The sequence below is a fragment of the Lysobacter sp. Hz25 genome, from assembly GCF_046097045.1.
Classification (GTDB): Bacteria; Pseudomonadota; Gammaproteobacteria; order Xanthomonadales; family Xanthomonadaceae; genus Lysobacter; species Lysobacter antibioticus_B.
This window is the reverse complement of the sequence record NZ_CP175666.1, coordinates 1,307,208-1,329,947: the sequence shown is the minus strand read 5'-3', so window position 1 is coordinate 1,329,947 and position 22,740 is coordinate 1,307,208. Positions and strand designations below refer to the sequence as shown.

The following is a 22,740-nucleotide window of genomic DNA, read 5'->3' as shown; positions in this document are numbered from 1 at the left end:
AGAACCGAGCTTCGATCGCGCCTGCACGGCGCATCGCGGGCCGATCAGGCATCGAAATGCTGGTAGCCGCGTCGGTTCGGCTGCCAGGCCGAGCCGTCGGGCGTGCGCACGCGCAGGCCCGGTTCGGCTTCGATGACGCCGATCACCTGCGCCGGCGTGTTCGCCTCGGCCAAGGCCTGCACGATCGCGGCGCGTTGCGCCGCCATCGCGGTGAAGCACAGCTCGTAGTCGTCGCCGCCGCCGAGCTGCAGGCCCCAACGCGCCGGCCCCTCGCAAGCGGCGGCGAGCGCGGGCGAGGTCGGCAGTGCGCCGGCGTCGATGCGCGCGCCGAGTCCCGATGCGTCGCAAACATGCCCCAGATCGGCCAACAAGCCATCGGAAATATCGATGCCGGCATGGGCCAGGCCGCGCAAGGCACGGCCCGCGCTCACCCGCGGCGTCGGCCGCTGCAGGCGCTCGTACAGGCGCTGATTGTCGGTGGCGGGGTCGCCGGCGCAATGCCGCAGCGCCGTGTCGCAATACGGCGCGATGCCGGCCAAGGCCAGCGCCGCGGCGGCATCGCCGAGCGTGCCGGTGACCCAGACCTCATCGCCGGCCTGCGCGCCATCGCGGCGCAAGGCCGCGCCGGGCTCGACGAAACCGATCACGGTCACGCACACCGACAAGGGGCCGCGGGTGGTGTCGCCACCGACCAGGACGACACGATGTCGGGCCGCGAGTTCGAGGAAACCGTCGAGGAAGCCATCGACGAAGGCCTCCGTGGCGAAGCCCGGTTCGGCCGGCAAGGACAGCGACAAGGTGCACCAGGCCGGGCTCGCGCCCATCGCGGCGAGGTCGGACAGATTCACCGCCAGCGACTTCCAGCCGATGTCGGCCGGCGCCGCATCGTCGGCGAAATGCACGCCGCGGTTGAGAGTATCGGTGGCGACGACCAGTTGTTGGCCGACGGGCGGTTGCAGCAGCGCGGCATCGTCGCCGATGCCCAGCACCACATCGTCGCGCGGCGCCGGGCCGGCGCCGATGCGGGCGCGGATGCGGGCGATCAGGTCGAACTCGGCTGCGCTCATCGCGGTCTCATCGCGCTCTCGTCCGGGCGCGGGCGTCGCCTGGGCGACGCCCGGATGGGGCGGAATCAGCGCTTCTTCGACGCCCCGAACTCGGTCGCGCGCCAGTCGGCGGCGGCATGGTCGAGTACGCCGTTGACGTAGGTGTGGCCGTGCTCGGCGCCGAAGCGCTTGACCGTTTCGATCGCCTCGTTGATCACCACGCGGTACGGCACGTCGAGACGATGGCGCAGCTCGTAAGCGGCGATGCGCAGCGCGGCGCGCTCGATCGGGTCGACCTGTTCGACATCGCGGTCGAGGAACGGCGCCAGGGCGACGTCCAACTCCTCCTGATGCTTGTCGACGCCGCGCACCAGGTCTTCGAAATAATCGAGGTCGGCGACTTCGTGGGCCTGTTCGTGGGCGAACTGGCCGATCACGTCGTTGACCCGGGAACCCGAGAGCTGCCAGGCGTACACGGCCTGCAAGGCGCGGCGGCGGGCGCGCGAACGCGCGACCGGATCTATTCCATCCTGACGACGGCGGTTCATGGCAATTGCCCCAGCAGATGGCTCATTTCGAGGGCGGCCAGCGCCGCTTCCTCGCCCTTGTTGCCGTGATTGCCGCCGGCGCGGGCCTCGGCATCCTCGTGACGTTCGACCGCCAGCACGCCGTTGGCGATCGGCAGGCCGTAGTCGAGCGACACGCGCATCAGGCCGTCGGAACAACCGTCGGCGACTTGTTCGTAGTGTCGGGTATCGCCGCGCACGACGCAGCCGAGCGCGACCACGGCGGCGTGCCGGCCGGCGACGGCCAAGCGGGCGGCGACCACCGGCAATTCCCAGGCGCCGGGGACGCGGACCACGTCGATGGCGTCCTCGGCGACGCCGTGCTCGGCGAAGGTCTTGCGGGCGCCGGCGACCAGGGTGTCGGTGATGCGCGGGTTCCAGCGGCTGGCGATGATGGCGTAGCGCGCGCCCTCGGGGCTGCGCAGGTCGCCTTCGTAATGGGGCATGAGGGGGAATCGGCTGGACGAAAGGGGTAGTTTAACGGCTGGGGGCCGCCGGTGCCGGAGCGCGCAACGCTGAAGTCCGTTGCCTCGGGCCGGCGCGGCACGGAATCCACGCCTGCGATGGGCCGGCCGCCGTGAGCGGCCGCCGGCCCCAGGCCTGAAGCCCTCAGCCCAGCTTGGCGATGTCGACGTACTCGACGACTTCCAGGCCGAAGCCGGCCAGGCCGATCTGCCGGCGCGGGGTGCCGAGCACACGCAGCTTGCCCAGGCCGAGGTCGGCCAGGATCTGCCCGCCGGCGCCGTTACGGCGCCACTCGGCCAATGCATGGCCGCGGGTCGGCACCGGCACGACGGTGTGGGCCGCCTCGTCACCGCCGGCGCCATCGTGCGCGGCTTCGGGTGCCGCCTCGCGCACCCGCGCCAGCAGGCTGTCGGCCTCGGCGTGATCGGCCAGCACCACCAGCGCGCCGCTGCCCTCGCGCGCGATCGCCGCCAGCACGTCGCCGACCGCCGGACCGAAGTCCGGCCGGCGCCAATGCAGCGCATCGGCGAGCGGGTTCTGGATGTGCACGCGCACCAGGGTCGGCACGCTCGCATCGGGCTCGCCGCGCTGCAAGGCGAAGTGCAAGGCATGGGTCAGGCGGTCGCGATAGCTCAGCAGGCGGAACGGCCCGTGCTCGGTCTCGATGGTGCGCGCATCGACGCGCTCGACCGTGTGCTCGGTGGCGAGGCGATAGCGAATCAACTCTTCGATCGAACCGATCTTGAGCCCGTGCTCGGCGGCGAACGCCTCCAACTGCGGGCGACGCGCCATGCTGCCGTCGGCGTTGAGCACCTCGACCAGCACGCCGGCCGGTTCCAGGCCCGCGAGCAGGGCCAGATCGCTCGCCGCCTCGGTGTGGCCGGCGCGGCTGAGCACGCCGCCGGGCTGCGACATCAGCGGGAAGATGTGGCCGGGCTGGGCCAGGTCGGAGGGCTTGGCGTCCGGGCGCACCGCGGTGCGCACGGTGTGGGCGCGGTCGTAGGCCGAGATGCCGGTGGTCACGCCCTCGGCGGCCTCGATGCTGACGGTGAAGTTGGTGTGGTGCGAGGAGGTGTTGTCGCGCACCATCGGCCCGAGGCCGAGTTGCAGGCAGCGCTCGCGCATCAGCGACAGACAGACCAGGCCGCGCGCATGCGTGACCATGAAGTTGATGTCGGCCGGGCGCACCAGTTCGGCGGCCATGATCAGGTCGCCTTCGTTCTCGCGGTCTTCGTCGTCGACGATGACGACCATGCGGCCGGCGCGGATTTCCTCGAGCAATTCGGGGACGGTCGCGAAATTCATGCAGCGGCTCCTGCGGCAGAGGTATCGACGCGGGCGCCGAGCAGGCGCTCGACGTAACGCGCGACCAGGTCGATTTCCAGGTTGACCGCATCGCCGACCGCGGTCTGCGCGAACGCGGTGTGCTCGACGGTGTGCGGGATCAGCGCGACCTCGAAGCCTTCGTCGTCGACTTCGTTGACGGTCAGGCTGACGCCGTCGACGCAGATCGAACCCTTCTTGGCGATGTAGCGCAGCAGCGATGCCGGCGCGCGGAAACGCCAGCGCTGGGCGCGCGCGTCTTCGTGCACGCTCAGCACCGCGCCGACGCCGTCGACGTGGCCGCTGACCATGTGCCCGCCGAGGCGGTCGGTCGGGCGCATCGCCCGCTCGAGGTTGACGATGGCGCCGTGTTTGAGCGCGCCGAGAGTAGTCAGCGACAAGGTCTCGGTGGAGGCATCGGCCTCGAACGAGTTTTCGTCGAACGAGATCACGGTCAGGCAGACGCCGTTGACGGCGATGCTCTCGCCGAGCTTGGGCGCGCTGAAATCGAGCGTGCCGGTGGCGATGCGCAGGCGCACGTCGCCACCGAGGTCTTGGCTGGCGGCGAGCGAGCCGACGCCTTCGATGATGCCGGTGAACATCAGCGGATCTCCTGGCGGAGCGCCGCTGCGGTGTCGCGATGGAAATGGGTCATGAAACGTTTCCCGCATGATGGTGAGCGAAAAACGCCTCAAGGCATGGGCCAACGCACGACCCGCGGCACCGCCGCGGGTTCGGTCCCCCTGCTCTTGCGAGAGGAGTCGCGCGTAGCCGTCTTCTTTCATCCGGACTGTGACCGTCGGCTCCGGCATCGGACCGGATCTGCTGACCCTGCGCACCGGGTCCCGAATCGGAACCGCGGCCCGAAGGCGCTCGCGGGCTCGCGCGTGACCGCGCCTACCGCCGGTGGGGAGTTTCGCCCCGCCCTGAAGACGTTACGTAATGAAGCGCCGGCGAACCGGCGGGCGCAGTTTAGCACCCGGGTCGCGCCGGGCCGGTTGTCCGCCGCGGTCGGCTGCGGATGCAGTGTTCCGCCCATGGCGCTGCGGCCATGCCGGGCCTGACCGGACCTGGGCGACATGGGCTTCAGGCATACTCGTAAGAAACGCTCGGATTTCCGGCCCTGCCCGCGGCATCCGCCAGACCGCGCCGGCCTCGGCAGCCCGCCACGCCTCCCCGCCTCGCTCCCGCCCCGGCGTTCAGCCCGGCTTGCGGCGCAAATGCAGGAACAGCGGCCATTGCAGCGTCCGTATATCGCCCGAAGCGCCCCAGGCCGCCGACAGCGCCGGCCCGTGACGCGCGACCGGGTCCTCGCGGGTGGCCGCGCGGCAGCGCGCCGTCGCCGACATGCTGTTCAAATAACCGAGAAAGCGCCGCAAGCCCCACTCCGCCTCCAGCCACAGCGCCGGCGCCGGCAAGGCCGGGAACGGCCAGTCGTAGCCGGCATAACGCTGTTCGATCTGGACCCGCTCGGGTGGCCAGTACTCCTCGATCTGCTCGCGGAAGTCGGCGACCGCACCGACCATGCCTTCCGGCGCCAGGAAGTCGCAGTAGCCCCAGGCCGCGAGCACGCCGCCCGGCGCCAACACGCGTTCGCATTCGGCGAAGAAGCGTTCGCGCTCGAACCAGTGCAACGCCTGCGCGACCGCGACCAGCTGCACGCTGGCATCGGCCTGGTCGGTGCGCTCGGCCGGTTCGATCGCCAGGCTGACGTTGCCGCTGCCGCGCAGCGACGCGTCGTGCGCCCAATGTTGTTCGATCTGTTGCGCGCTCGGCTCGGTCGCGTGGACCTGGGCGAAGCGCGCGGCCAGGCCGCGCGTCGCCTGGCCGCTGCCGCAACCGGCTTCCCAGACCCGCGCCGTCGCCGGCACCTGGGCCGCGATCAGGTCGAACAAGGCCTCGGGATACTCGGGCCGCGCCGCCGCATAGGTGCCGGCGAGCGCGGAGAAATGATCCTTGAACGCATTGCCGCTCATCGTGGCTCGCTCCGGAAATGAGGTTCGGCCCCGCCCGGCTTCATTGCGGTGGCCGCGGCTGCAACAGCACGCGGGTGTCCCCGCCGATGCGGCGCACATCGACCAGGTCGAGGCGCAGTTTGTCCTTCATCGCCTCGATGCCGAGCCCATCGAACAAGGGACGCGCGCTTTCGCCGAGGAGCACAGGAGCGACGTACAGCAAGACCTCGTCGACCCAACCACCGGCCAGGAAAGCGCCGGCCAGAGTCGCGCCGGCTTCGAGCTGGATCTCGTTGACGCCGCGTTCGGCGAGCAGCTTGAGCACCGCTTCCAGATCGATCAGGCCTTCGTGCATCGGCACCGCCGCGTGCTGGGCGGCGAAACCGCGCGGCGGCTTGGCGTCGGGCGCATGCAGGTACAGGGTCGGCGCATCGCCTTCGCGCACGCGGCCGCGCGCGACCGTGGCCAGGCCCGGGTCGAGCACCACCCGCAGCGGCGCGACGAAAGCGGTGTCGTCGCCGAGGCGCACGGTCAGCGAGGGGTCGTCGGCGAGCACGGTGCCGGCGCCGGTCACGATCGCACCGGCACGCGCACGCCAATGCTGCACGTCCAAGCGCGAGGCCTCGCCGCTGATCCACTTGGATTCGCCGTTGGCGAGCGCGCTGCGCCCGTCCAGGCTGGTCGCCAGCTTGACCCGCAGCCACGGCCGGCCGCGCTCGATGCGCGACAGGAAACCGCGATTGAGCGCACGCGCCTGCGCTTCCATCAAACCGCTTGCGACTTCGATGCCGGCCGCCTGCAGTTTCGCGAAACCGGCGCCGTCGACTTGCGGGAACGGGTCGCGCATCGCCGCGACCACACGGGCGACACCGGCGCCGATCAAGGCCTCGCTGCACGGCCCGGTGCGCCCGGTATGGGCGCAGGGTTCCAAGGTCACGTAAGCAGTCGCGCCGCGGGCGCGCTCGCCGGCCGCGCGCAGCGCATGCACTTCCGCATGCGGCTCGCCGGCGCGCTCGTGCCAACCTTCGCCGACCACCTCGTCGCCATGCGCGATGACGCAACCGACCATGGGGTTGGGCTTGGTGGTATAGGCGCCTTTCTCGGCCAGGCGCAGCGCGCGGGCCATGTGGAGGTGATCGGTGGCGGTGAATGCTGGGGTCATGGTGCGCGCTTGAAGTGGGTGGCGTCGGGGAAATCGGAGATCAGGCTGCGGTCGGCCTGCACGGTCAGCGTCATGACGCCGCCTTCGGCCGCGCCGGTGGCCTGCGCGTCGAACTCGATCAGGTACAGCAGCTTGGTCGGGTCGTCCACCGTCAGCCAACGTGGCATATCGGGCTGCTCGGGGAAGCGTACGCCGATCGCCTTCACCACGGCGTCGGCGGGCAAGGCGTCGAACTCGAACTCGCCATCGGCGCCCTGCACCGCGCTTTGCTCGACCACCCGGCCGTCGGCCAGCCGCAGCAGGGCCTTGGCATCGCCCACCGCCAGACCGTAGCGCGGCTCGTAGACCTTCAGCCGCACCGTTTCGCCGGGCCGACGCGGCCGATGCGCCCACCAAGCCCCCGGCGGCAGCAGACCGGCGTCGACGGCCTGCTGCAGGGTGCCGATGCCGTCGCCGCGCACCTCGTTCAGATCGGTTTCGGTCAACGGCGGCGGCAGCTTGCGCCGGAGTCCGTTCTCGCTGTCGGGCGCGCGTTCCATCAGCACGACGGTCTGCTCGCTGCGTTGCCAGCAGCCGGCCACGTCCATGCCGGGCATCGGCACCTCGCGCATGCGGAAGCTGCCGTCCTGGTTCAACTGCAGGCGCGGCGCCGTCTTCGCTTCGATACCGGCATAAGCCCCCGCCAGCGCCGCGTCGGCCGGCTCGCAAGCGGCGACGGCGGACGTCGCCGGAAGCGCGAAGCACGCGACAGCGGCGAGCGCGCTGGCGTAAACCGCAGGGCTTCGGCGTCGCGTGGATCGATCGGCGCCGGTCGGCACCACCACGGCCCTGATGCGATCTCGCATGGCGGTCTCATCGTTCATCGCACCCTCCTGGCCATCAATGCCGTACATAACGGCCGGGTATTCGGGGCGCGATCAGATCGCCGCCGTCCTGGGTCAGGATGAGTTGTTCGAACGAGGCGGGCATCGCCGCGGCGGTGTCCAGGCGTATCGCGAAAATGCGGCCTTTGCGTTCGTCCAGCGCCAGGGTTTCGCGCGGACGGTCGGCGGGTTGCAGGATCGCCTGGACGAGTCGCACGCCGGGACGCTGCACCGCCAGCGCCCAACCGCCCGGACTGGTTTCGGTGCGCTCGCTGCGGCCGTCGGAATACACGAACTCGACGCCGATCCCCTGGGCCCGATAGCCGCGCTGCGGGTCGCCGATCACGACCGCATAGCCGCCGCGCCCATCGGCCTTGGCCGCCGGGTCGAGGCAGCGTTCGCGGTCGAATCGTGGAGCGGGCTGCTTCGGCATGGCGCGGCCCGCCTTCGCGTGCAGTGCGCCGACTTGCTCCAGCCGCTGCAGATAGGTGCGCACCGCGATATCCGCCGCCACCTGACCGTCTTCGAGCACGCCGTCTTCAAGCGCACCGTCTTGCTCTGCGCCGTCTTCTTCAGCGCCCGCCGCAGCCGCCGCGGCCGAGGCCGCATTGCCCGGCGGCCGCGCTTGCCAGGCTTTCGGCTTCGTCTGCGCAGCCGTCGCTTCCAGCGCCAGCCGCGATTGTTCGAGCGCCGCCAGCGCCGGCGCCAGCGAGGCTTCGGCGGCGCTGCGGCCTGCGCGATCGGCCGGATCGGCCTCGGGCAAGCTGGCCGCAAGCAACTCGGCATATTCCGAACCGGACCGGTAGGTCTTCAAGTAACCGCAGGCTTCCTCGATCAAAGCGTCTTGCCGTTCTACCGCGAACTCGTCCAGGCGCTTTTGCGCGTCCGGCGTCCAGGCGACGACCTCGTCGAGCGAGAACACAGACTGGTCGCCCGGCGGCGCTTGCACGGTCAACACGATGCCGTTGCCGCCGACGTTCCACTGGCCGCTGGCCGACTCGGCCATCAAGCCGTAGCTGAGGCTCCATTGGAAACGACCGTCGGGTGCGAGCACCAGCTCCGAACCGGCGTCGTCGGCGCCTTCCAGGTAATAGTGGCCGGCCAGCGCCGCGCGCTGCCGCTCCTCGATCGGATCGGTCGGATCGGTCGCCAAGGCCCAGCACGGCTGCAGGGCCAGCATCAACAAGGCGAGCCTCGGCAGTGCGGATCGGTATGCCTTCATCATGCGCGAACTCCCTTCGCCGCGTAACAGTGGCCCGCGTCGGCCGATGCGCTCAGCGCCTCTTCTTGTCCGGACGCGGCTCATCCTCGCCGAGCAAGGGCAGTTGCCCCTCGCCCGGGATATCGCGTTCGAGCCGGTCGAGCTCTTCGCGGAAATCGGCGACGTCCTCGAACGAGCGATACACCGAGGCGAAACGCACGTAGCCGACGTGGTCGAGCTTGCGCAGCTCGGCCATGACGAACTCGCCGACCCGGCGCGAGGCGAGTTCGCGCTCGGCGGTCATGCGCAATTGGTGGACCACCGCGCGCACCGCCGATTCGATCTGTTCTTCCGAGACCGGCCGCTTCTGCAGGGCGCGGTCGAAACCGGCGCGCAGCTTGCGCGCGTCGAAGGCCTCGCGGCGGCCGTCGCCCTTGATGATGACCGGCAGCTTGAGTTCGATCGTCTCGATCGTGCTGAAACGCTCCCCGCAAGCCTCGCAGACGCGACGGCGGCGGATCGTCGCGCCGTCGTCGGACACCCGCGAATCGATGACGCGGGTGTCCTGGTGCTGGCAGAAGGGGCAATGCATGGGAGGCCGGGATAGGGGATTCGGGAGTCGGGATTCGTTGGATCAAAAGCCGCGTGCGCTGGCGGCCAGCATAGTGCCAAGCCCACCAGTGCGCGCGTTTTTCAATCCCGAATCCCTAATCCCGAATCCCGGCCCTTCAGCCGTACACCGGGAACTGGGCGCACTGCTTGGTCACGTTCTCGCGCACCCCGGCAATGACCTTTTCGTCCTTCGGGTTGTCGAGCACGTCGCAGATCCATTCGGCCAGGGCGACGCAATCGGCTTCCTTGTAGCCGCGGGTGGTGACCGCCGGGGTGCCGATGCGCAGGCCCGAGGTCACGAAGGGCTTCTGCGGGTCGTTCGGCACGGCGTTCTTGTTGACCGTGATGTGGGCCAGGCCGAGCGCGGCTTCCGCGTCCTTGCCGGTGATGCCCTTGCCGATCATGTCGACCAGCATCAGGTGGTTCTGGGTGCCGCCGGAGACGATCTTGTAGCCGCGCGCGGTGATGGTCTTGGCCATGGCCTGGGCGTTCTTGACCACCTGCGCCTGGTATTCCTTGAATTCCGGCTCCAGCGCTTCCTTGAAGGCGACCGCCTTGGCCGCGATCACGTGCATCAGCGGACCGCCCTGGATGCCCGGGAAGACGATGCTCTGCAGCTTCTTGACCAGGTCCTCGGACGGGTCCTTGGCGACGATGATGCCGCCGCGCGGGCCGCGCAGGGTCTTGTGGGTGGTCGAGGTGACGACGTGGGCGTGCGGCACCGGGCTCGGGTAGACGCCCGCGGCGATCAGGCCGGCGACGTGGGCCATGTCGACGAACAGGATGGCGCCGATCTTGTCGGCGATGGCGCGGAAGCGCGCCCAGTCGACGACCTGCGAGTAGGCGCTGAAGCCGGCCACGACCATCTTCGGCTTGTGCTCGACCGCCAGGCGCTCGACTTCGTCGTAATCGATCAGGCCCTGGTCGTTGACGCCGTACTGCACGGCGTTGAACAGCTTGCCGCTGGCGTTGACCTTGGCGCCGTGGGTGAGGTGGCCGCCGTGGGCCAGGCTCATGCCGAGGATGGTGTCGCCCGGGTTGAGCAGGGCGAAATACACGGCCTGGTTGGCCTGCGAGCCCGAATGCGGCTGGACGTTGGCGTAGTCGGCGCCGAACAGTTCCTTGACGCGGTCGATCGCCAGCTGTTCGGCGATGTCGACGAATTCGCAACCGCCGTAATAGCGCTTGCCCGGATAGCCCTCGGCGTACTTGTTGGTCAGGACGCTGCCCTGGGCTTCGAGGACGCGCGGGCTGGCGTAGTTTTCCGAGGCGATCAGCTCGACATGGTCTTCCTGGCGACGGACCTCGGCGGCGATGGCCTGGGCGAGTTCATCGTCAAATCCGGCAATACGGGTGTGGCTCGGGAACATTACGCGGCCTCGGGAGGGGAGAGTACGGACGGGAGGGAGGGGGAACCTCGCATCAGGCCGGGCCGTGTGGATCCGCGGGCGGGCTTGACGTAAGACTTGAAATGTTAGCCTAGGGGCGTATGGCGGCCAACCGCCAAAGCGGGGCTGCCGCCGGCCCCGGCGCCGACGGACAATACAGCCTGCGCGCTTCGTCGCCTCCCCTGCCTTGCTTCTGGATGTCCCGATCGTGAAATGGGTCTTCGTTTTCCTGTTCCTCGCCAGCGCGGTATACGTGCACCTGCGCGGCCGCGTACGCCACCGTCTTGGCCGCCAATTGCTCGACCACTCGACCTTCATGGCGCCGGTCAACGTGCTGATGTACGCCTGTTCGCGCGTGCCGACCACCGCCTTCCTCAGCCCCGACGAGCATTTCCCCGAGCTCGAACCGCTGCGCGCGCGCTGGCGCGACATTCGCGCCGAAGCCCTGCATCTGCGCGCGATCCAGCAGATCAAGGCCGCCGACGGCTACAACGACGTCGGCTTCAACTCGTTCTTCCGCCGCGGCTGGAAGCGCTTTTACCTGAAGTGGTACGACGACGCCCACCCTTCGGCGGCCGAGCTGTGCCCGGTCACCACCGAGCTGCTGCGGCAGATCCCCGGGGTCAAGGCGGCGATGTTCACCGAGCTGCCGCCAGGCGGCGAGCTGCGCCCGCACCGCGACCCCTATGCCGGCTCGCTGCGCCTGCACCTGGGCCTGGACACGCCCAACGACGACGCCTGTTTCATCGACGTCGACGGCACCCGCTACAGCTGGCGCGACGGCGAATGGACCATGTTCGACGAGACCTATATCCACTGGGCCCAGAACGGTTCCGAGCAGAACCGCATCATCCTGTTCTGCGACATCGAACGGCCGATGCGCTGGGGCTGGGCGCGCGGCCTGAACCGGTTCATCGCCAAGAACCTGATCGCCGCGGGCGCATCGCCGAACATGGAAGGCGACAAGACCGGCGGCATCAACCGCCTGTTCAAGTATTTCTATGCCCTGCGCCTGAAGACCAAGGCCTTGCGGGCGCGCAGCAAAGGCACGTATTACGCGCTCAAGTACGCCCTGGTCGCCGGCGTCATCGCGCTGATCGTCTGGCTGTAACCCCGTCGGCGAAGCTGAACCCAGGCACGGCAAGGCTTTCGATCTCTCCAGCCCTGTCCGCAACGAGGCGCCGGCCGTCTGAGGCGCCTATCCGGCCGCCGTACAGCCCCAGCGGCCCTTTCCGGGCCTCGTCAGCGGGCTCTCGGCGGCTCCCCGTCCCGCTACACCCGCTCTATCCCGCCGGCCCTCGCGCTGGAACGCAGCCAGCGCCTGCGGGATAATCGCGGTTTCCCGCCCCGCCCCAGGCCATCCCTCGGCCCGGCTCGGCGCGTCCATGCTTCGGAGCCCGCATGCAATACATCTACACCATGAACGGCGTCAGCAAGACCGTGCCGCCGAAGCGTCAGATCATCAAGGACATCTCGCTGTCGTTCTTCCCCGGCGCCAAGATCGGTCTGCTCGGCCTCAACGGCGCGGGCAAGTCGACGGTGCTGAAGATCATGGCCGGCGTCGATACCGATTTCAGCGGCGAAGCGCGCCCGGCCACCGGCATCAAGGTCGGTTACCTGGCCCAGGAACCGCAGCTCGATCCGACCCAGACCGTGCGCGAAGCGGTCGAAGTGGGCGTCGGCGACGTGCTCAGCGCGCAGGCCGCGCTCGACAAGATCTACGAGGCCTACGCCGAAGAAGGCGCCGACTTCGACAAGCTCGCCGCCGAGCAGCAGCGCCTGGAAGCGATCCTCGCCTCCGGCGACGCGCACACGCTCGAACACCAGTTGGAAGTCGCCGCCGACGCGCTGCGCCTGCCGCCGTGGGACGCGATCATCGGCAAGCTGTCGGGCGGCGAGAAGCGCCGCGTCGCGCTGTGCCAGCTGCTGCTGCAGAAGCCCGACATGCTGCTGCTCGACGAACCGACCAACCACCTCGACGCCGAATCGGTCGAATGGCTGGAGCAGTTCCTGGCGCGCTACACCGGCACCGTGGTGGCGGTGACCCACGATCGCTACTTCCTCGAAAACGCCGCCGAGTGGATTCTCGAACTCGACCGCGGCCGCGGCATTCCGTGGAAGGGCAACTACACCGCGTGGCTGGAGCAGAAGTCCGAGCGCCTGAAGCAGGAAGAAAACACCGAGAAGGCGCGCCAGAAGGCGCTGGCCAAGGAACTCGAGTGGGTGCGCAGCAACGCCAAGGGCGGCCGCAGCAAGGGCAAGGCCCGTCTGGCCCGCTTCGAAGAACTCAACTCGGTCGAGTACCAGCGCCGCAACGAGACCAACGAAATCTTCATCCCGCCGGGCGAGCGCCTGGGCAATTCGGTGATCGAGTTCAAGAACGTCTCCAAGTCGTTCGGCGACCGCCTGCTCATCGACGACCTGAGCTTCATCATTCCGCCGGGCGCGATCGTCGGCATCATCGGCCCCAACGGCGCCGGCAAGTCGACCCTGTTCAAAATGATCACCGGCCAGGAAACCCCGGACACCGGCGAGATCGTCAAGGGCCCGAGCACCAAGATCGCCTACGTCGACCAGAGCCGCGACAAGCTCGAAGGCAACCATAACGTCTTCCAGGAAGTCTCCGGCGGCGCCGACATCCTCAACATCAACGGCGTGGAGATCCAGTCGCGCGCCTACATCGGCCGCTTCAACTTCAAGGGCCAGGACCAGCAGAAGATGGTCGGCGCGCTGTCGGGCGGCGAACGCGGCCGTCTGCACCTGGCCAAGACCCTGCTGCAGGGCGGCAACGTGCTGCTGCTCGACGAACCGTCCAACGACCTCGACGTGGAAACCCTGCGCGCGCTCGAAGACGCCTTGCTGGAGTTCCCGGGTTGCGCGGTGGTCATCTCGCACGACCGTTGGTTCCTCGACCGCATCGCCACCCACATCCTCGCCTTCGAAGGCGATTCGCACGTGGAGTTCTTCCAGGGCAATTACCGCGAATACGAGGACGACAAGAAGCGTCGCCTCGGCGAAGAAGGCGCACGTCCGCACCGCCTGCGCTTCAAGGCGCTGAAGTAAGGCTCCGGGCCGCCCGCGCTCAGCGCGCGGGCGGCTTCGCCGCATCGATCCCGACGACGGGGCGTCCGTCGTTTTCGCCCGTCCCGAGCCTGCGCGGCAAAACCCGCGCAATGCAGATCGAGATCGGGTCGGGGCCGGCGTTCGCAGGAACGACCCGACCTTGCCCACCTATCGCCCGACGCGAACCCGGGCCGCGCCCGTCATCGCCACAACGCCCACCGGTCCGCACATGCCCGCCGTCCTGCTTCCACTGCTGTGCTTCATCGCCTTTCTCGCCTTCGCGCCCGAGGCGGCGATGAAATTCGCGACCTGGTTCCTGGTCACCACCGCGGTGGTGCGGGTCGCGGCCGACAAGGCCGTCGGCCTGGAAACATGTTGGGGCGAGGCGGCTAAAGCGGTGATCTGGGCCGCAGCGCTGCCGCTGCTGGCGATCTTCGGCCTGCTCAGTTTCGGCCTGTCCACCGGCATCACCCAGTTCGAAGGTCTCGCTGCGATCGCGATCCTCGTCATGTTGTCGGGCTCGTTCGTCGCCGCCTTCATGCTGGCTTTGCACACCAGCCTCAAGGACAGTGCGATCATCGCCTCGATCACCACCGTCGCCAGCGCGGCGATGGCGATGCTGGTCCGCGCGCTGGCCTGAGGCCGAGGCCCGATCCGAACGATGCGCACCGACCGATCGCCGCCGCCCTGCCTCCCCCACCGACCGAGGAGCGCATCATGACCGTCGAACAAGCTTACGAACTCGAAGGGCTGCGCCGCGCGGGCGCGCTGGTGTCGGGCATTCTGGCGACCATGCGCGAAGCCGCGGTGGCCGGCGCGGTGTCGCGCGACCTCGATGCGATCGGCGCGCAGATGATGCGCGCGGCCGGCGCGCGCTCGGCGCCTGCGCTGACCTACGATTTCCCCGGCGCGACCTGCATCAGCATCAACGCGGTCGCCGCCCACGGCATTCCCGACGGCAGCGTGCTGCGCGACGGCGACCTGGTCAACATCGACGTTTCGGCCGAGCTCGACGGCTACTTCGCCGACACCGGCGGCAGCTTCGTGGTCGGTACCGCCAGCGAAGCGCAACAGCGCCTGCTCGATGCCACGCGCGAGGCCCGCGACGCGGCGATCGCGCAGTTGCGCGCCGGCAACCTGATCAACAGCATCGGCCGCACCGTCGAAGGCATCGCCGCACGGCGCGGTTTCCGGGTAATCCGCAACCTCGGCAGCCACGGCGTGGGCCGTTCGCTGCACGAGGCGCCCGGCAGCATTCCCGGCTACTACGACCCGCGCGATACCCGCCGGCTGCACGACGGCATGGTGATCACGATCGAACCCTTCCTGGCCACCCACTGCACCCAGGTCGACGAAGGCGACGACGGCTGGGCGATGCGTTGCCGCCGCGGTTATGCCGCGCAGTTCGAACACACCGTCGTGGTCACCCACGGCGCGCCGATCATCGTGACTTGAGGCCGGGAATCGGGAATCGGGAATCGGGAATCGATAAGCGTACAGCGGCGTCGGGACGCTAATCCCGGCGCCGACATAGAAACGAAACAGCCGCGTTTGCAGCAAGCACGGCATCACCACGAGGAAGGGCATCGATGAGCTTCATGCAGGCATTGCGTCAACGCTGGCAACAGGCCGGCACTCTCGTCTGCGTCGGTCTCGACCCCGAGCCGGCGAAGTTTCCGGCGCGTTTCGCCGGCGATGCCGATGCAGTCTTCGCCTTCAACCGCGACATCATCGACGCCACCGCCGAATACGCCTGCGCGTTCAAGCCGCAGATCGCGCATTTCGCCGCGCTGGGCGCCGAAGACGCGCTCGCCCGCCTGGTCGCCTACGCGCACGCGAACCATCCCGGCATCCCGGTAATCCTCGACAGCAAGCGCGGCGACATCGGCAGCACCGCCCAGCACTACGTCACCGAAGCCTTCGACCGCTACGGCGCCGATGCGGTCACCGCCAACCCCTACCTCGGCCGCGATTCGGTCCAGCCCTTCCTCGACCGCGCCGACCGCGGCGTGGTCGTGCTGTGCCGCACCTCCAATCCCGGCGCCGGCGACCTGCAGGACCTCGAGGTCGCCGGCCGCCCGCTCTACCAGCACGTCGCCGAGAAGGTCGCGCGCGAATGGAACGGCCACGGCAATTGCGCGCTCGTGGTCGGCGCAACCTGGCCGTCGCAGCTGCGCGAAGTACGCGCGATCGTCGGCGAGGTGCCGTTCCTGGTGCCCGGCGTCGGCGCGCAAGGCGGCGACGTCGAGGCGGTGGTGAGCAACGCCAAGACCGCAGACGGCACCGGCCTGATGGTCAGCAGCTCGCGCGCGATCCTCTACGCCTCCAACGGCGACGACTATGCCGCCGCCTCGGCCGCGGCGGCGAAATCCCTGCGCGACGAAATCAACCGCTACCGCTGAGCCGCCGCCGAACCTGCGTCTACGCCACCGAGCTTAGCTGGCGAACACTTGCAGGCCGCCGTCGCGGTGGATGAACAAGGCGCGCGACAGGTTGTAGCTCGACGACAGCGCGATCTCGTCGGCGATGTCGCGCAACGAGGCGACGCTGTCGTCGTCCTCGCTGCCGCACAGCATCAGCTCGTCGCGCGCGGCGATCGCGAACACCGGATCGCCCTTGATCTCGATGCGGTCGCGCCAGTGATCGAACAGCAGCACCATGCTGGCGTCGTAGTTGCGATCGAGTCGGGCGACATAACGCCCGCCGCCGCCCTGCACGTCGAGTTCCGGCAGGAAACGGGTCAGGTTGTCGAGCGCCTGGGTGTACAAGGTCTCGCGGTCGAAACCGCGCCGCTCGGCCTCCGACGGCGAAAGAAAACTCATCGAATCCGGCGTGTCCTCGACATAGGTCAGAACCAGATCGCCGGCCAAGGGCTCGACGATGAAGGGCAGCATCGACTCGGTGCCGAACGAGCGCGCCTGTTGCAGCGCGGTCTCGTGCCAGCCGCGCGTCTTCAGCACCGGCAGGATCACCGCATTCGCGGCCTCGGGCGCGCTGACGAAATCGCGTTGGATCGCGCGCGCGCCCGCCAGTTGCTCGGCGAAGATCGCTTCGAGCTCCTGCGGCGCGCCGAGGTAACGCAGATAACTGTTGCCGAGGAAGTGGGTGGCCTTGAAGCCGTCCGGCAGGCTCCAGTCGACCCGGGTATCGGCGGTCGCCGCGCCGTGCCCGATCTCGACCCGGGCCTCGGGCCAAGCCGCGCGCACCGCCGCGGCATAGCGCTCGGCGAAGGTCACCAGGTCCATCGGCGCCGCATGTTCCGAAACGTCTGGCTTAGTGCCGAACCATCTGCTGAAGATAGACATCACCGACTCCCTGTCGATTGACCGACCCCCTGTGGTCGCCCGACCGACTATACGGCCGGGTTCGAGCCCGCAGCGGCGCGGCGCCGCATTTTCCGACTGGCGGCACAGGCCGCTAGCGAGCGCCGCTCCAGATACGTCCCGGCCGATGTGATCGGACCCGGGCCGCAGGCATTAGGCTGTCGCCATGGCCGCCATCGACACCCTCTCCCGCAGACGCTTTCTTGCCGCAGCCGGCGCCTTGGGTCTCGGCGCGTTTGTCGCGCCGAACTTGCACGCCGCGCTTGTCGCGCCGAGCCTGCACGCCGCCCTTACCGCACCCGATCAGCCGCTCGCGCCGCCTGCCGGCGCGCCGGGGCGCTCGCGCCTGATCCTGCTCGGCACCGCCGGCGGCCCCACCCCGAAGGCGCTACGCGCAGCGCCAGCGCAGGCGGTGGTCGTCGACGACGCGGTCTACATCGTCGACTGCGGCAACGGCGTCGCCCGCCAGATGGCCCTGGCCGGGCTAACACTCGGCGCGATCCGCGAGGTCTTCCTCACCCATCACCATTCCGACCACAACGCCGACTACGGCAATCTGTTGTTGCTGGCGTGGGCCGCCGACCTGCGCCGGCCGGTCGGCACCTGGGGCCCGCCGCCGCTCGCGCGCATGACCCGGCGCTTCCTGCAGCTCAACGCCGAAGACATCCGCACCCGCATCGCCGACGAAGGCCGCCCGCCGCTGGCGCCGCTGATCCGTCCGCACGAACTGCGCCGCGGCGGCGTGGTGATGCGCGACGAGCGGGTCAAAGTGACCGCGGCCCTGGTCGATCACCCGCCGATGGCGCCGGCCTTCGCCTACCGCTTCGACTGCCCGGACCGCTCGATCATCTTCTCCGGCGATACCCGGCCGTCGCCGGCCCTGGTCGAGCTGGCACGCGGCGCCGACGTGCTGGTGCACGAGGTCATGTACCTGCCCGCACTGGAACGCCTGATCGCCAGCGAAGCCCAGGCCGGGCGCCTGCGCCAGCATCTGCTCGACAGCCACACCATCACCGAACAGGTAGGCCGCCTCGCAACCGAAGCCGGGGTGACAACCCTGGTGTTGAGCCACTTCGTGCCGGGCGGCGATGCCTCGCTCACCGACGAAGTCTGGCGCGCAGCCGTCGCGCCGCATTTCGCCGGGCGTTTGGTGATCGGGCGCGATTTGATGGAGCTGTGAGGGTGCAGCCTTCCCTTCTCCCGCTTGTCGAAGAAGGTGCGCAGTGCGGATGAGGGCGCGGTTGCATCGCAGACAGTGAATATTGCGCTCCCGGCCCGGACGCATAGCGTTCGCAGCCGTGCGAGCCAGTGGCTCGCAGACACGGCCCCTCGCCCCCATTCCTCTTCAGCACGCGCGCGAAGGCTAAGCAGAACGTAGGCGACGACGAGGCTCGGCGCTGCGGCTCAACGCCACCACGCCCGCAAGGCCGCAATCGGGAAACGCCCCCAGATCGCCGCGAACACGCCGGCACGCACCAGCGCGCTGCGGCGCGAGGCCTCGAACTTGCGAAAATAGCGCCACAGACCGCGATGCTTGTGCCACTCGACGAAGAACGGCCGCGAACGGCTCGACACGCCGCGCACGTGCACGACGCGAACGCGATTGGCCACCGCCACGATCGCACCGGCTTCGCGCACGCGCCGGCACAGGTCGAGGTCTTCGGCATGCAGGCGATAGCCTTCGTCGAAGCCGCCGATGCGCGCGAACAGTTGCCTGGGCATCAGCATCAGTGCGCCCGAGGTCGCCTCGACCTGCTGCAAAGGCTGCGCATCGTCGGGCGCGACCGCCATCTTCGGCGCCGCCCACGGACGCAGCAGGCCGGCCAGCATCGCGCCGAAATCGGGGTCGCGGCGGCGCACGGCGACATCGCGCTCGCCCTGTTCGTTGATCAGGTCGGCGCTGACCAGGGCCTCGCCGAGCGACGCCGCCAGGGCCTGCAGTTGCAGCAGGGTGTCGCGTTCGACCATGCAGTCGGGATTGACGAACACCAGCCAGTCGTCCTCGTCCGCCGACGGCTCCAGGTCGGCCGCGCCCTGGTTGCAACCGACCGAAAAGCCGGGGTTGTCCGGGTTGGCGATGAAGCGCAGGCGCGGGTCGGCCGAGGCGTGGCGCTGGACGATGTCGAGGGTGCCGTCGTCGGACTGGTTGTCGACGACGCGGATCGCCTGGACGCCGAGACTGTTGCGCAGCCGGCTCAGGCATTCGTCGATCGTCGCCGCGCTGCGGTAAGTGACCACGATCGCCTTGAGAGCAGGCTCGTTGAGAGCAGACTCGTTGACAGCCGGCGCGCGCTGGCCAGCGTGGGTGCGCGCCTGGCCGGGGTCAGAGGAAGAGATCACGTTGCGGTTCCGGTGGGCCGACGCGCTCGAGGCGTTCGGCGAGTTGTTGGCGCAGCTCGCGCAGAGGGTCGTCCATGAGGAAGTTCGCCAGGCGCGCATGCCAGTCCGGCCAGCGCGCGGCCAGCGCGTCCATGTCGCCGTCGCTGGGCCGGCCTTCGCCGCCGCGCGCGACATAGGCGGTATCGCACAACACGTTGCGCCAGCCCAGTCCGGACAGGCGCAGGGACAGATCGGTCAGGGCCGCATACCAGGAACCGTAGCTCGCCGCGTCGAGGCCGCCGGCGCGGCGGCGGGCGCTGCCGCGCAACAGCACGGCGTGGCCGACAGCGGCCGGCAGTTCCGGATGCAGGGCCGGCATTTGCTGCAAGGCCCGCGACAGGCGCTCGGCGTCTTCGGCGTCGGGCATGGGGGCGATTTCGCCGATCCGCGGCCAGGCCGCGGCTTCGCCGGCGTTGCACCAGGGCGTGGCCGAGGCGATGGCGCCGTCGGCGGCCAGGCAGGCGCTCAGGCGCGACAGCCAGCCCGGCGCCGGCACCGCGTCGGGCGCGAGCACGGCGACGTCGGCGTCGCCGCAGACGCTCAACACTTCGTCCAGGTGCGCGACTTCGCCCAGGCTGCGCTGACGGCGGCTGTAATCGGCCTTGAGCGCGGTGCGCTTCAACCAGCGCTCGACGATCGCATAGCCGCGCGGCCCGGCGCGGGCGTCGTCGGCCAGCCACACCCGCGCACCCGGCGGCGTGCACAGCTCCAGCGCGGCGAGGCAGGCATCGAGTGCGTCGTCGTCGGCACCGACCGGCACTACGACGATGGGCAATTCAGTCATGGCGGGGTTCTATCACGAAGCCGCATGGTCCCATAGCCCACGCCACCGCGCGCATCGCCGGCACGGCGGCCGATCGTCGGTTCCAGCAGTAACGGGCGGCGGACATAGCGGTACGTATTCGACCTGAAGCCGGGTCACGACGGCGTCGTCGCATCGTCGGTCACGCACAAAGCACTGGGGCGGCGTATCGGCGACGGCCTGCAACACAATGGGACCGGCAAGCCGGCGACGGCCTGCACAGCAATGGGGCCGGCAAAGCCGGCGACGGCCTGCATAACAATGGGGCCGGTAAGCCGGCGACGGCCTGCATAACAATGGGGCCGGCAAAGCCGGCCCCAGTCAAACACCGCGCAGCGCGAGGGCTTACTTCCTCGGCTTGGGCTGCAAGGGTTCCATGGCGCGGAAACGGCGGCTGTATTCGTCGGTCAGGTTGCGCGACTCCTGCGGGTTGCGCACCAGGGTCGGGGTCAACAGGATGATGGTCTCGCGACGGGTGGTCGCCGACTTCTGCTTACCGAACAGTGCGCCCAGCACGGGGACGCGGTTCAGACCCGGCAAGCCGCCCGAGCTGCGGCGCGTTTCGTCGGCGATCAGGCCCGCCAGCAATACCGTCTCGCCGCTCTGCACCGCGGCCTCGGTCTTGAGCTTCTTGGTGTTGATGGTGACGTTGGTGCTGGTGTTGTTGAGCGGTGCGCCGACCGAGCTGACTTCCTGGACGATGTCCATGAACACCATGCCGTCGCGGCTCACCCGCGGACGCACCTTGAGGATCACGCCGGTGTCGAGGTACTGGACTTGGCTGACGGTGTTGTTGTTGCCGGTGCCGGTGTTGACCGAGACCGATTCGATCGGAATACGCGTGCCGACGTTGAGCGTGGCTTCGGCGTTGTTGCGCACGAATACCGAAGGCGTCTGCAGGACGTGCACGTCGGTCACCGAATCCAGCGCCGAAAGGACCGCCGCGGCATTGTTCTTGATCAGCGACCACGACAGGCCGTTGCCGCTGACGCCGCCGATGCTCGCCGCGAGCGTGCTCCACTTCGGCGGCACCGCCGGATTGGTGCTGCGGTTGAGATCGCCGAAACCGTTGTCGATGGTGGCGCGGTCGAGGAACCACTGCACGCCGTATTCGAGCGCGCCGCCGAGCTCGACCTCGGCCACCTGCGCCTCGATGTGCACCTGCATCGGCATCACGTCGAGCTTGTCGATCACGTTGCGGATCGACTTCCAGGCCTGCGGGCTGCTGCGCACCAGGATCGAATTGGTTTCCTCGACCGCCGATACGCCGACCTTGGCGCCATCGACCTCGAGCGTGACCGAGCCGTTGCCGGACTGGCGCGAACCCAGCGACGCGCCGCCGCCGAGGCCGCCGCTGGAGCCCGAGCCGCCGTCGCTGCCGCTCTTGCCGATGTCGGCGCTCGAGGTGCCGTTGTCGCTGTCGCGCAGCTCGACCGATTCCAGGCCCGGCATCAGCGAAGGCGGGCCGTTGTCGCCGCCGCCGTTGCCGCTGCGGTTGGAGCCGTACACTTCGGCGAGGCGGTCGGCGAGGTCCTTGGCCTTGATGTATTTGAGTTCCAGGGTGAACAACTGGACGTTGTCGCCGGCGCTGTCGATGCGGTCGAGCCAGTCCTTGATGTCGTCGAGGTAATCGGCCTGCGGGGTGATCACCATGACCGCGTTCGCGCCTTCCAGCGGCATGAAGCGGAACATGCCCGAGACCGGCGACTTGCTCTGTTCGCCGAACACTTTTTCCAGGTCGGCCACGACCTTGGTGGCCTTGCCCGACTGCAGCGGGAACACGCCGACCGACATGCCCGACAGCCAGTCGACGTCGAACACTTCGATCGTGCGCAGGTAGTTTTCGAGTTCGGCGCGGCTGCCGCCGACGGTGATGACGTTGCGCGAGTTGTCGACGTTGACGATGGCGTTCGGGCGCGCGTACGGCTTGAGGATCTTTTCCATCTCGGTGGCCGAGATGAAACGCAGCGGCACCGTGCGCACTTCGAAGCCGCGCGCGGCTCCCGGCGAGCCGGTGCGCGCCGCGACGTTGCCGGCCAGGGCCTGGTCGGACGGCACGATGTTGTAGCGGCCGCCGGTATAGACCAGGCGCGCGTTGTTCCAGCCCAGCACCATCTCGAGCAGGTTCACGGCTTCCGAGGCGCTGACCGGCTTGGGCGTGGCCAGGGTCACGGTGCCCTGCACGCCCGGCGCGATCACGTAGTTCTGGCCGAGCATGTCGCCGAGGATAGCCTTGGCGACCGCATGCACCGACTCGCCTTCGAAGTTGAAGGTGGCCGTGCCGTTGGTCGCGCCCAGGCCCGGCGGCGGCGCCGCGGCGGCGCTGCGGTTGATGACCTGGCCGGTGCCGCGGCGGATCTGCGCCTTCGGACCTTCCTCGTCGGCCTGCCCCTCCAGCGGCTGCTGCACGACGCCGTCGCGAACCAGGCGGGCGCGGGCATCCTCGCCCTGGGGTCCCTTGAGAGAGGCCGGATCGCCGTCGCGATGCAGCCGCGGCGACATCACACTGGCGCACGAGGCCAGTTGCGAGGCGATGATCGCCGCAACCAGTGCGTGAGAGGCGTATTGCTGGGGACGTAGCTTCATGCGTTC

At 69.1% G+C, this 22,740-nt stretch carries 21 protein-coding genes and 1 riboswitch; of the genes, 6 read left to right on the top strand and 15 right to left on the bottom strand.

Features of this window, described 5'->3' with window-relative positions; translation table 11 throughout:
- Positions 1-44: 44 nt before the first annotated feature.
- The 11 genes from thiL to glyA form a co-directional block, all read right to left on the bottom strand.
- On the bottom strand, positions 45-1,067 hold the full coding sequence (thiL, locus tag ACKN61_RS05550) for a thiamine-phosphate kinase (RefSeq protein WP_408952655.1): 1,023 nt from the start codon (positions 1,065-1,067) through the stop codon (positions 45-47).
- Positions 1,068-1,132: 65 nt separating this feature from the next.
- Positions 1,133-1,594 (bottom strand): transcription antitermination factor NusB, encoded by a 462-nt coding sequence (gene nusB / locus ACKN61_RS05545; RefSeq protein ID WP_031371582.1) that lies wholly within the window; start codon positions 1,592-1,594, stop codon positions 1,133-1,135.
- Positions 1,591-2,058 carry a 6,7-dimethyl-8-ribityllumazine synthase gene (ribH, locus tag ACKN61_RS05540; RefSeq protein WP_031371581.1) on the bottom strand — a complete coding sequence of 156 codons (468 nt, stop codon included), beginning with the start codon at positions 2,056-2,058 and terminating at the stop codon, positions 1,591-1,593. The genes nusB and ribH overlap by 4 nt, the downstream gene beginning before the upstream one ends.
- Before the next feature lie 163 nt (positions 2,059-2,221).
- The gene (gene ribB / locus ACKN61_RS05535) at positions 2,222-3,382 is read right to left on the bottom strand and encodes a 3,4-dihydroxy-2-butanone-4-phosphate synthase (protein ID WP_408952654.1); all 1,161 of its coding nucleotides are present in this window, start codon (positions 3,380-3,382) and stop codon (positions 2,222-2,224) included.
- Complete coding sequence (locus tag ACKN61_RS05530; protein WP_408952653.1) at positions 3,379-4,002, bottom strand: riboflavin synthase; 624 nt, start codon at positions 4,000-4,002, stop codon at positions 3,379-3,381. Before ACKN61_RS05530 ends, ribB begins: the two co-directional genes overlap by 4 nt.
- A 167-nt stretch (positions 4,003-4,169) precedes the next feature.
- Positions 4,170-4,338: riboswitch (FMN riboswitch) on the bottom strand.
- A gap of 261 nt (positions 4,339-4,599) precedes the next feature.
- Positions 4,600-5,376 carry a class I SAM-dependent methyltransferase gene (locus ACKN61_RS05525; RefSeq protein WP_408952652.1) on the bottom strand — a complete coding sequence of 259 codons (777 nt, stop codon included), beginning with the start codon at positions 5,374-5,376 and terminating at the stop codon, positions 4,600-4,602.
- A gap of 40 nt (positions 5,377-5,416) precedes the next feature.
- Positions 5,417-6,517, bottom strand: coding sequence for a bifunctional diaminohydroxyphosphoribosylaminopyrimidine deaminase/5-amino-6-(5-phosphoribosylamino)uracil reductase RibD (gene ribD, locus ACKN61_RS05520; protein ID WP_408952651.1), 1,101 nt, complete (start codon positions 6,515-6,517; stop codon positions 5,417-5,419).
- Positions 6,514-7,380: a hypothetical protein gene (locus ACKN61_RS05515; protein WP_408952650.1), complete on the bottom strand. Its 867-nt coding sequence runs from the start codon at positions 7,378-7,380 to the stop codon at positions 6,514-6,516. Before ACKN61_RS05515 ends, ribD begins: the two co-directional genes overlap by 4 nt.
- A 16-nt stretch (positions 7,381-7,396) precedes the next feature.
- Entirely contained in the window at positions 7,397-8,605 is a 1,209-nt protein-coding gene (locus ACKN61_RS05510) for a hypothetical protein (protein ID WP_408952649.1), read from the bottom strand.
- 49 nt (positions 8,606-8,654) lie between these two features.
- Entirely contained in the window at positions 8,655-9,173 is a 519-nt protein-coding gene (nrdR, locus tag ACKN61_RS05505) for a transcriptional regulator NrdR (RefSeq protein ID WP_031371574.1), read from the bottom strand.
- A gap of 136 nt (positions 9,174-9,309) precedes the next feature.
- Positions 9,310-10,563 (bottom strand): serine hydroxymethyltransferase, encoded by a 1,254-nt coding sequence (gene glyA / locus ACKN61_RS05500; protein ID WP_031371573.1) that lies wholly within the window; start codon positions 10,561-10,563, stop codon positions 9,310-9,312.
- A gap of 223 nt (positions 10,564-10,786) precedes the next feature.
- Between glyA and lpxO the strand changes: the two genes are divergently transcribed.
- From lpxO to pyrF, 5 genes are all read left to right on the top strand, one after another.
- Complete coding sequence (gene lpxO, locus ACKN61_RS05495) at positions 10,787-11,692, top strand: lipid A hydroxylase LpxO (protein WP_408953766.1); 906 nt, start codon at positions 10,787-10,789, stop codon at positions 11,690-11,692.
- A 290-nt stretch (positions 11,693-11,982) separates the two neighbouring features.
- Positions 11,983-13,644: an energy-dependent translational throttle protein EttA gene (gene ettA, locus ACKN61_RS05490; protein WP_057916913.1), complete on the top strand. Its 1,662-nt coding sequence runs from the start codon at positions 11,983-11,985 to the stop codon at positions 13,642-13,644.
- Positions 13,645-13,873: 229 nt separating this feature from the next.
- Positions 13,874-14,284 (top strand): hypothetical protein, encoded by a 411-nt coding sequence (locus ACKN61_RS05485; protein WP_408952648.1) that lies wholly within the window; start codon positions 13,874-13,876, stop codon positions 14,282-14,284.
- 77 nt (positions 14,285-14,361) lie between these two features.
- On the top strand, positions 14,362-15,099 hold the full coding sequence (map, locus tag ACKN61_RS05480; protein WP_057916911.1) for a type I methionyl aminopeptidase: 738 nt from the start codon (positions 14,362-14,364) through the stop codon (positions 15,097-15,099).
- Positions 15,100-15,233: 134 nt separating this feature from the next.
- A complete protein-coding gene (gene pyrF / locus ACKN61_RS05475) occupies positions 15,234-16,046 on the top strand; it encodes an orotidine-5'-phosphate decarboxylase (protein WP_408952647.1) in 813 nt (270 codons plus the stop codon).
- Between the two features lie 33 nt (positions 16,047-16,079).
- Here the strand turns inward: pyrF and ACKN61_RS05470 are convergent, their stop codons facing one another.
- Positions 16,080-16,949 carry a hypothetical protein gene (locus ACKN61_RS05470; protein WP_408952646.1) on the bottom strand — a complete coding sequence of 290 codons (870 nt, stop codon included), beginning with the start codon at positions 16,947-16,949 and terminating at the stop codon, positions 16,080-16,082.
- Between the two features lie 268 nt (positions 16,950-17,217).
- On the opposite strand from ACKN61_RS05470, the gene ACKN61_RS05465 reads away from it, so the two are divergent.
- A complete protein-coding gene (locus ACKN61_RS05465) occupies positions 17,218-18,147 on the top strand; it encodes an MBL fold metallo-hydrolase (protein WP_408952645.1) in 930 nt (309 codons plus the stop codon).
- A gap of 224 nt (positions 18,148-18,371) precedes the next feature.
- Here the strand turns inward: ACKN61_RS05465 and ACKN61_RS05460 are convergent, their stop codons facing one another.
- The 3 genes from ACKN61_RS05460 to gspD form a co-directional block, all read right to left on the bottom strand.
- Positions 18,372-19,208, bottom strand: a complete 837-nt coding sequence (locus tag ACKN61_RS05460; protein WP_408953765.1) for a glycosyltransferase — start codon at positions 19,206-19,208, stop codon at positions 18,372-18,374.
- Between the two features lie 82 nt (positions 19,209-19,290).
- A complete protein-coding gene (locus ACKN61_RS05455; protein ID WP_408952644.1) occupies positions 19,291-20,130 on the bottom strand; it encodes a glycosyltransferase family 2 protein in 840 nt (279 codons plus the stop codon).
- A 363-nt stretch (positions 20,131-20,493) separates the two neighbouring features.
- On the bottom strand, positions 20,494-22,734 hold the full coding sequence (gene gspD / locus ACKN61_RS05450; protein WP_408952643.1) for a type II secretion system secretin GspD: 2,241 nt from the start codon (positions 22,732-22,734) through the stop codon (positions 20,494-20,496).
- Between the last annotated feature and the right edge of the window lie 6 nt (positions 22,735-22,740).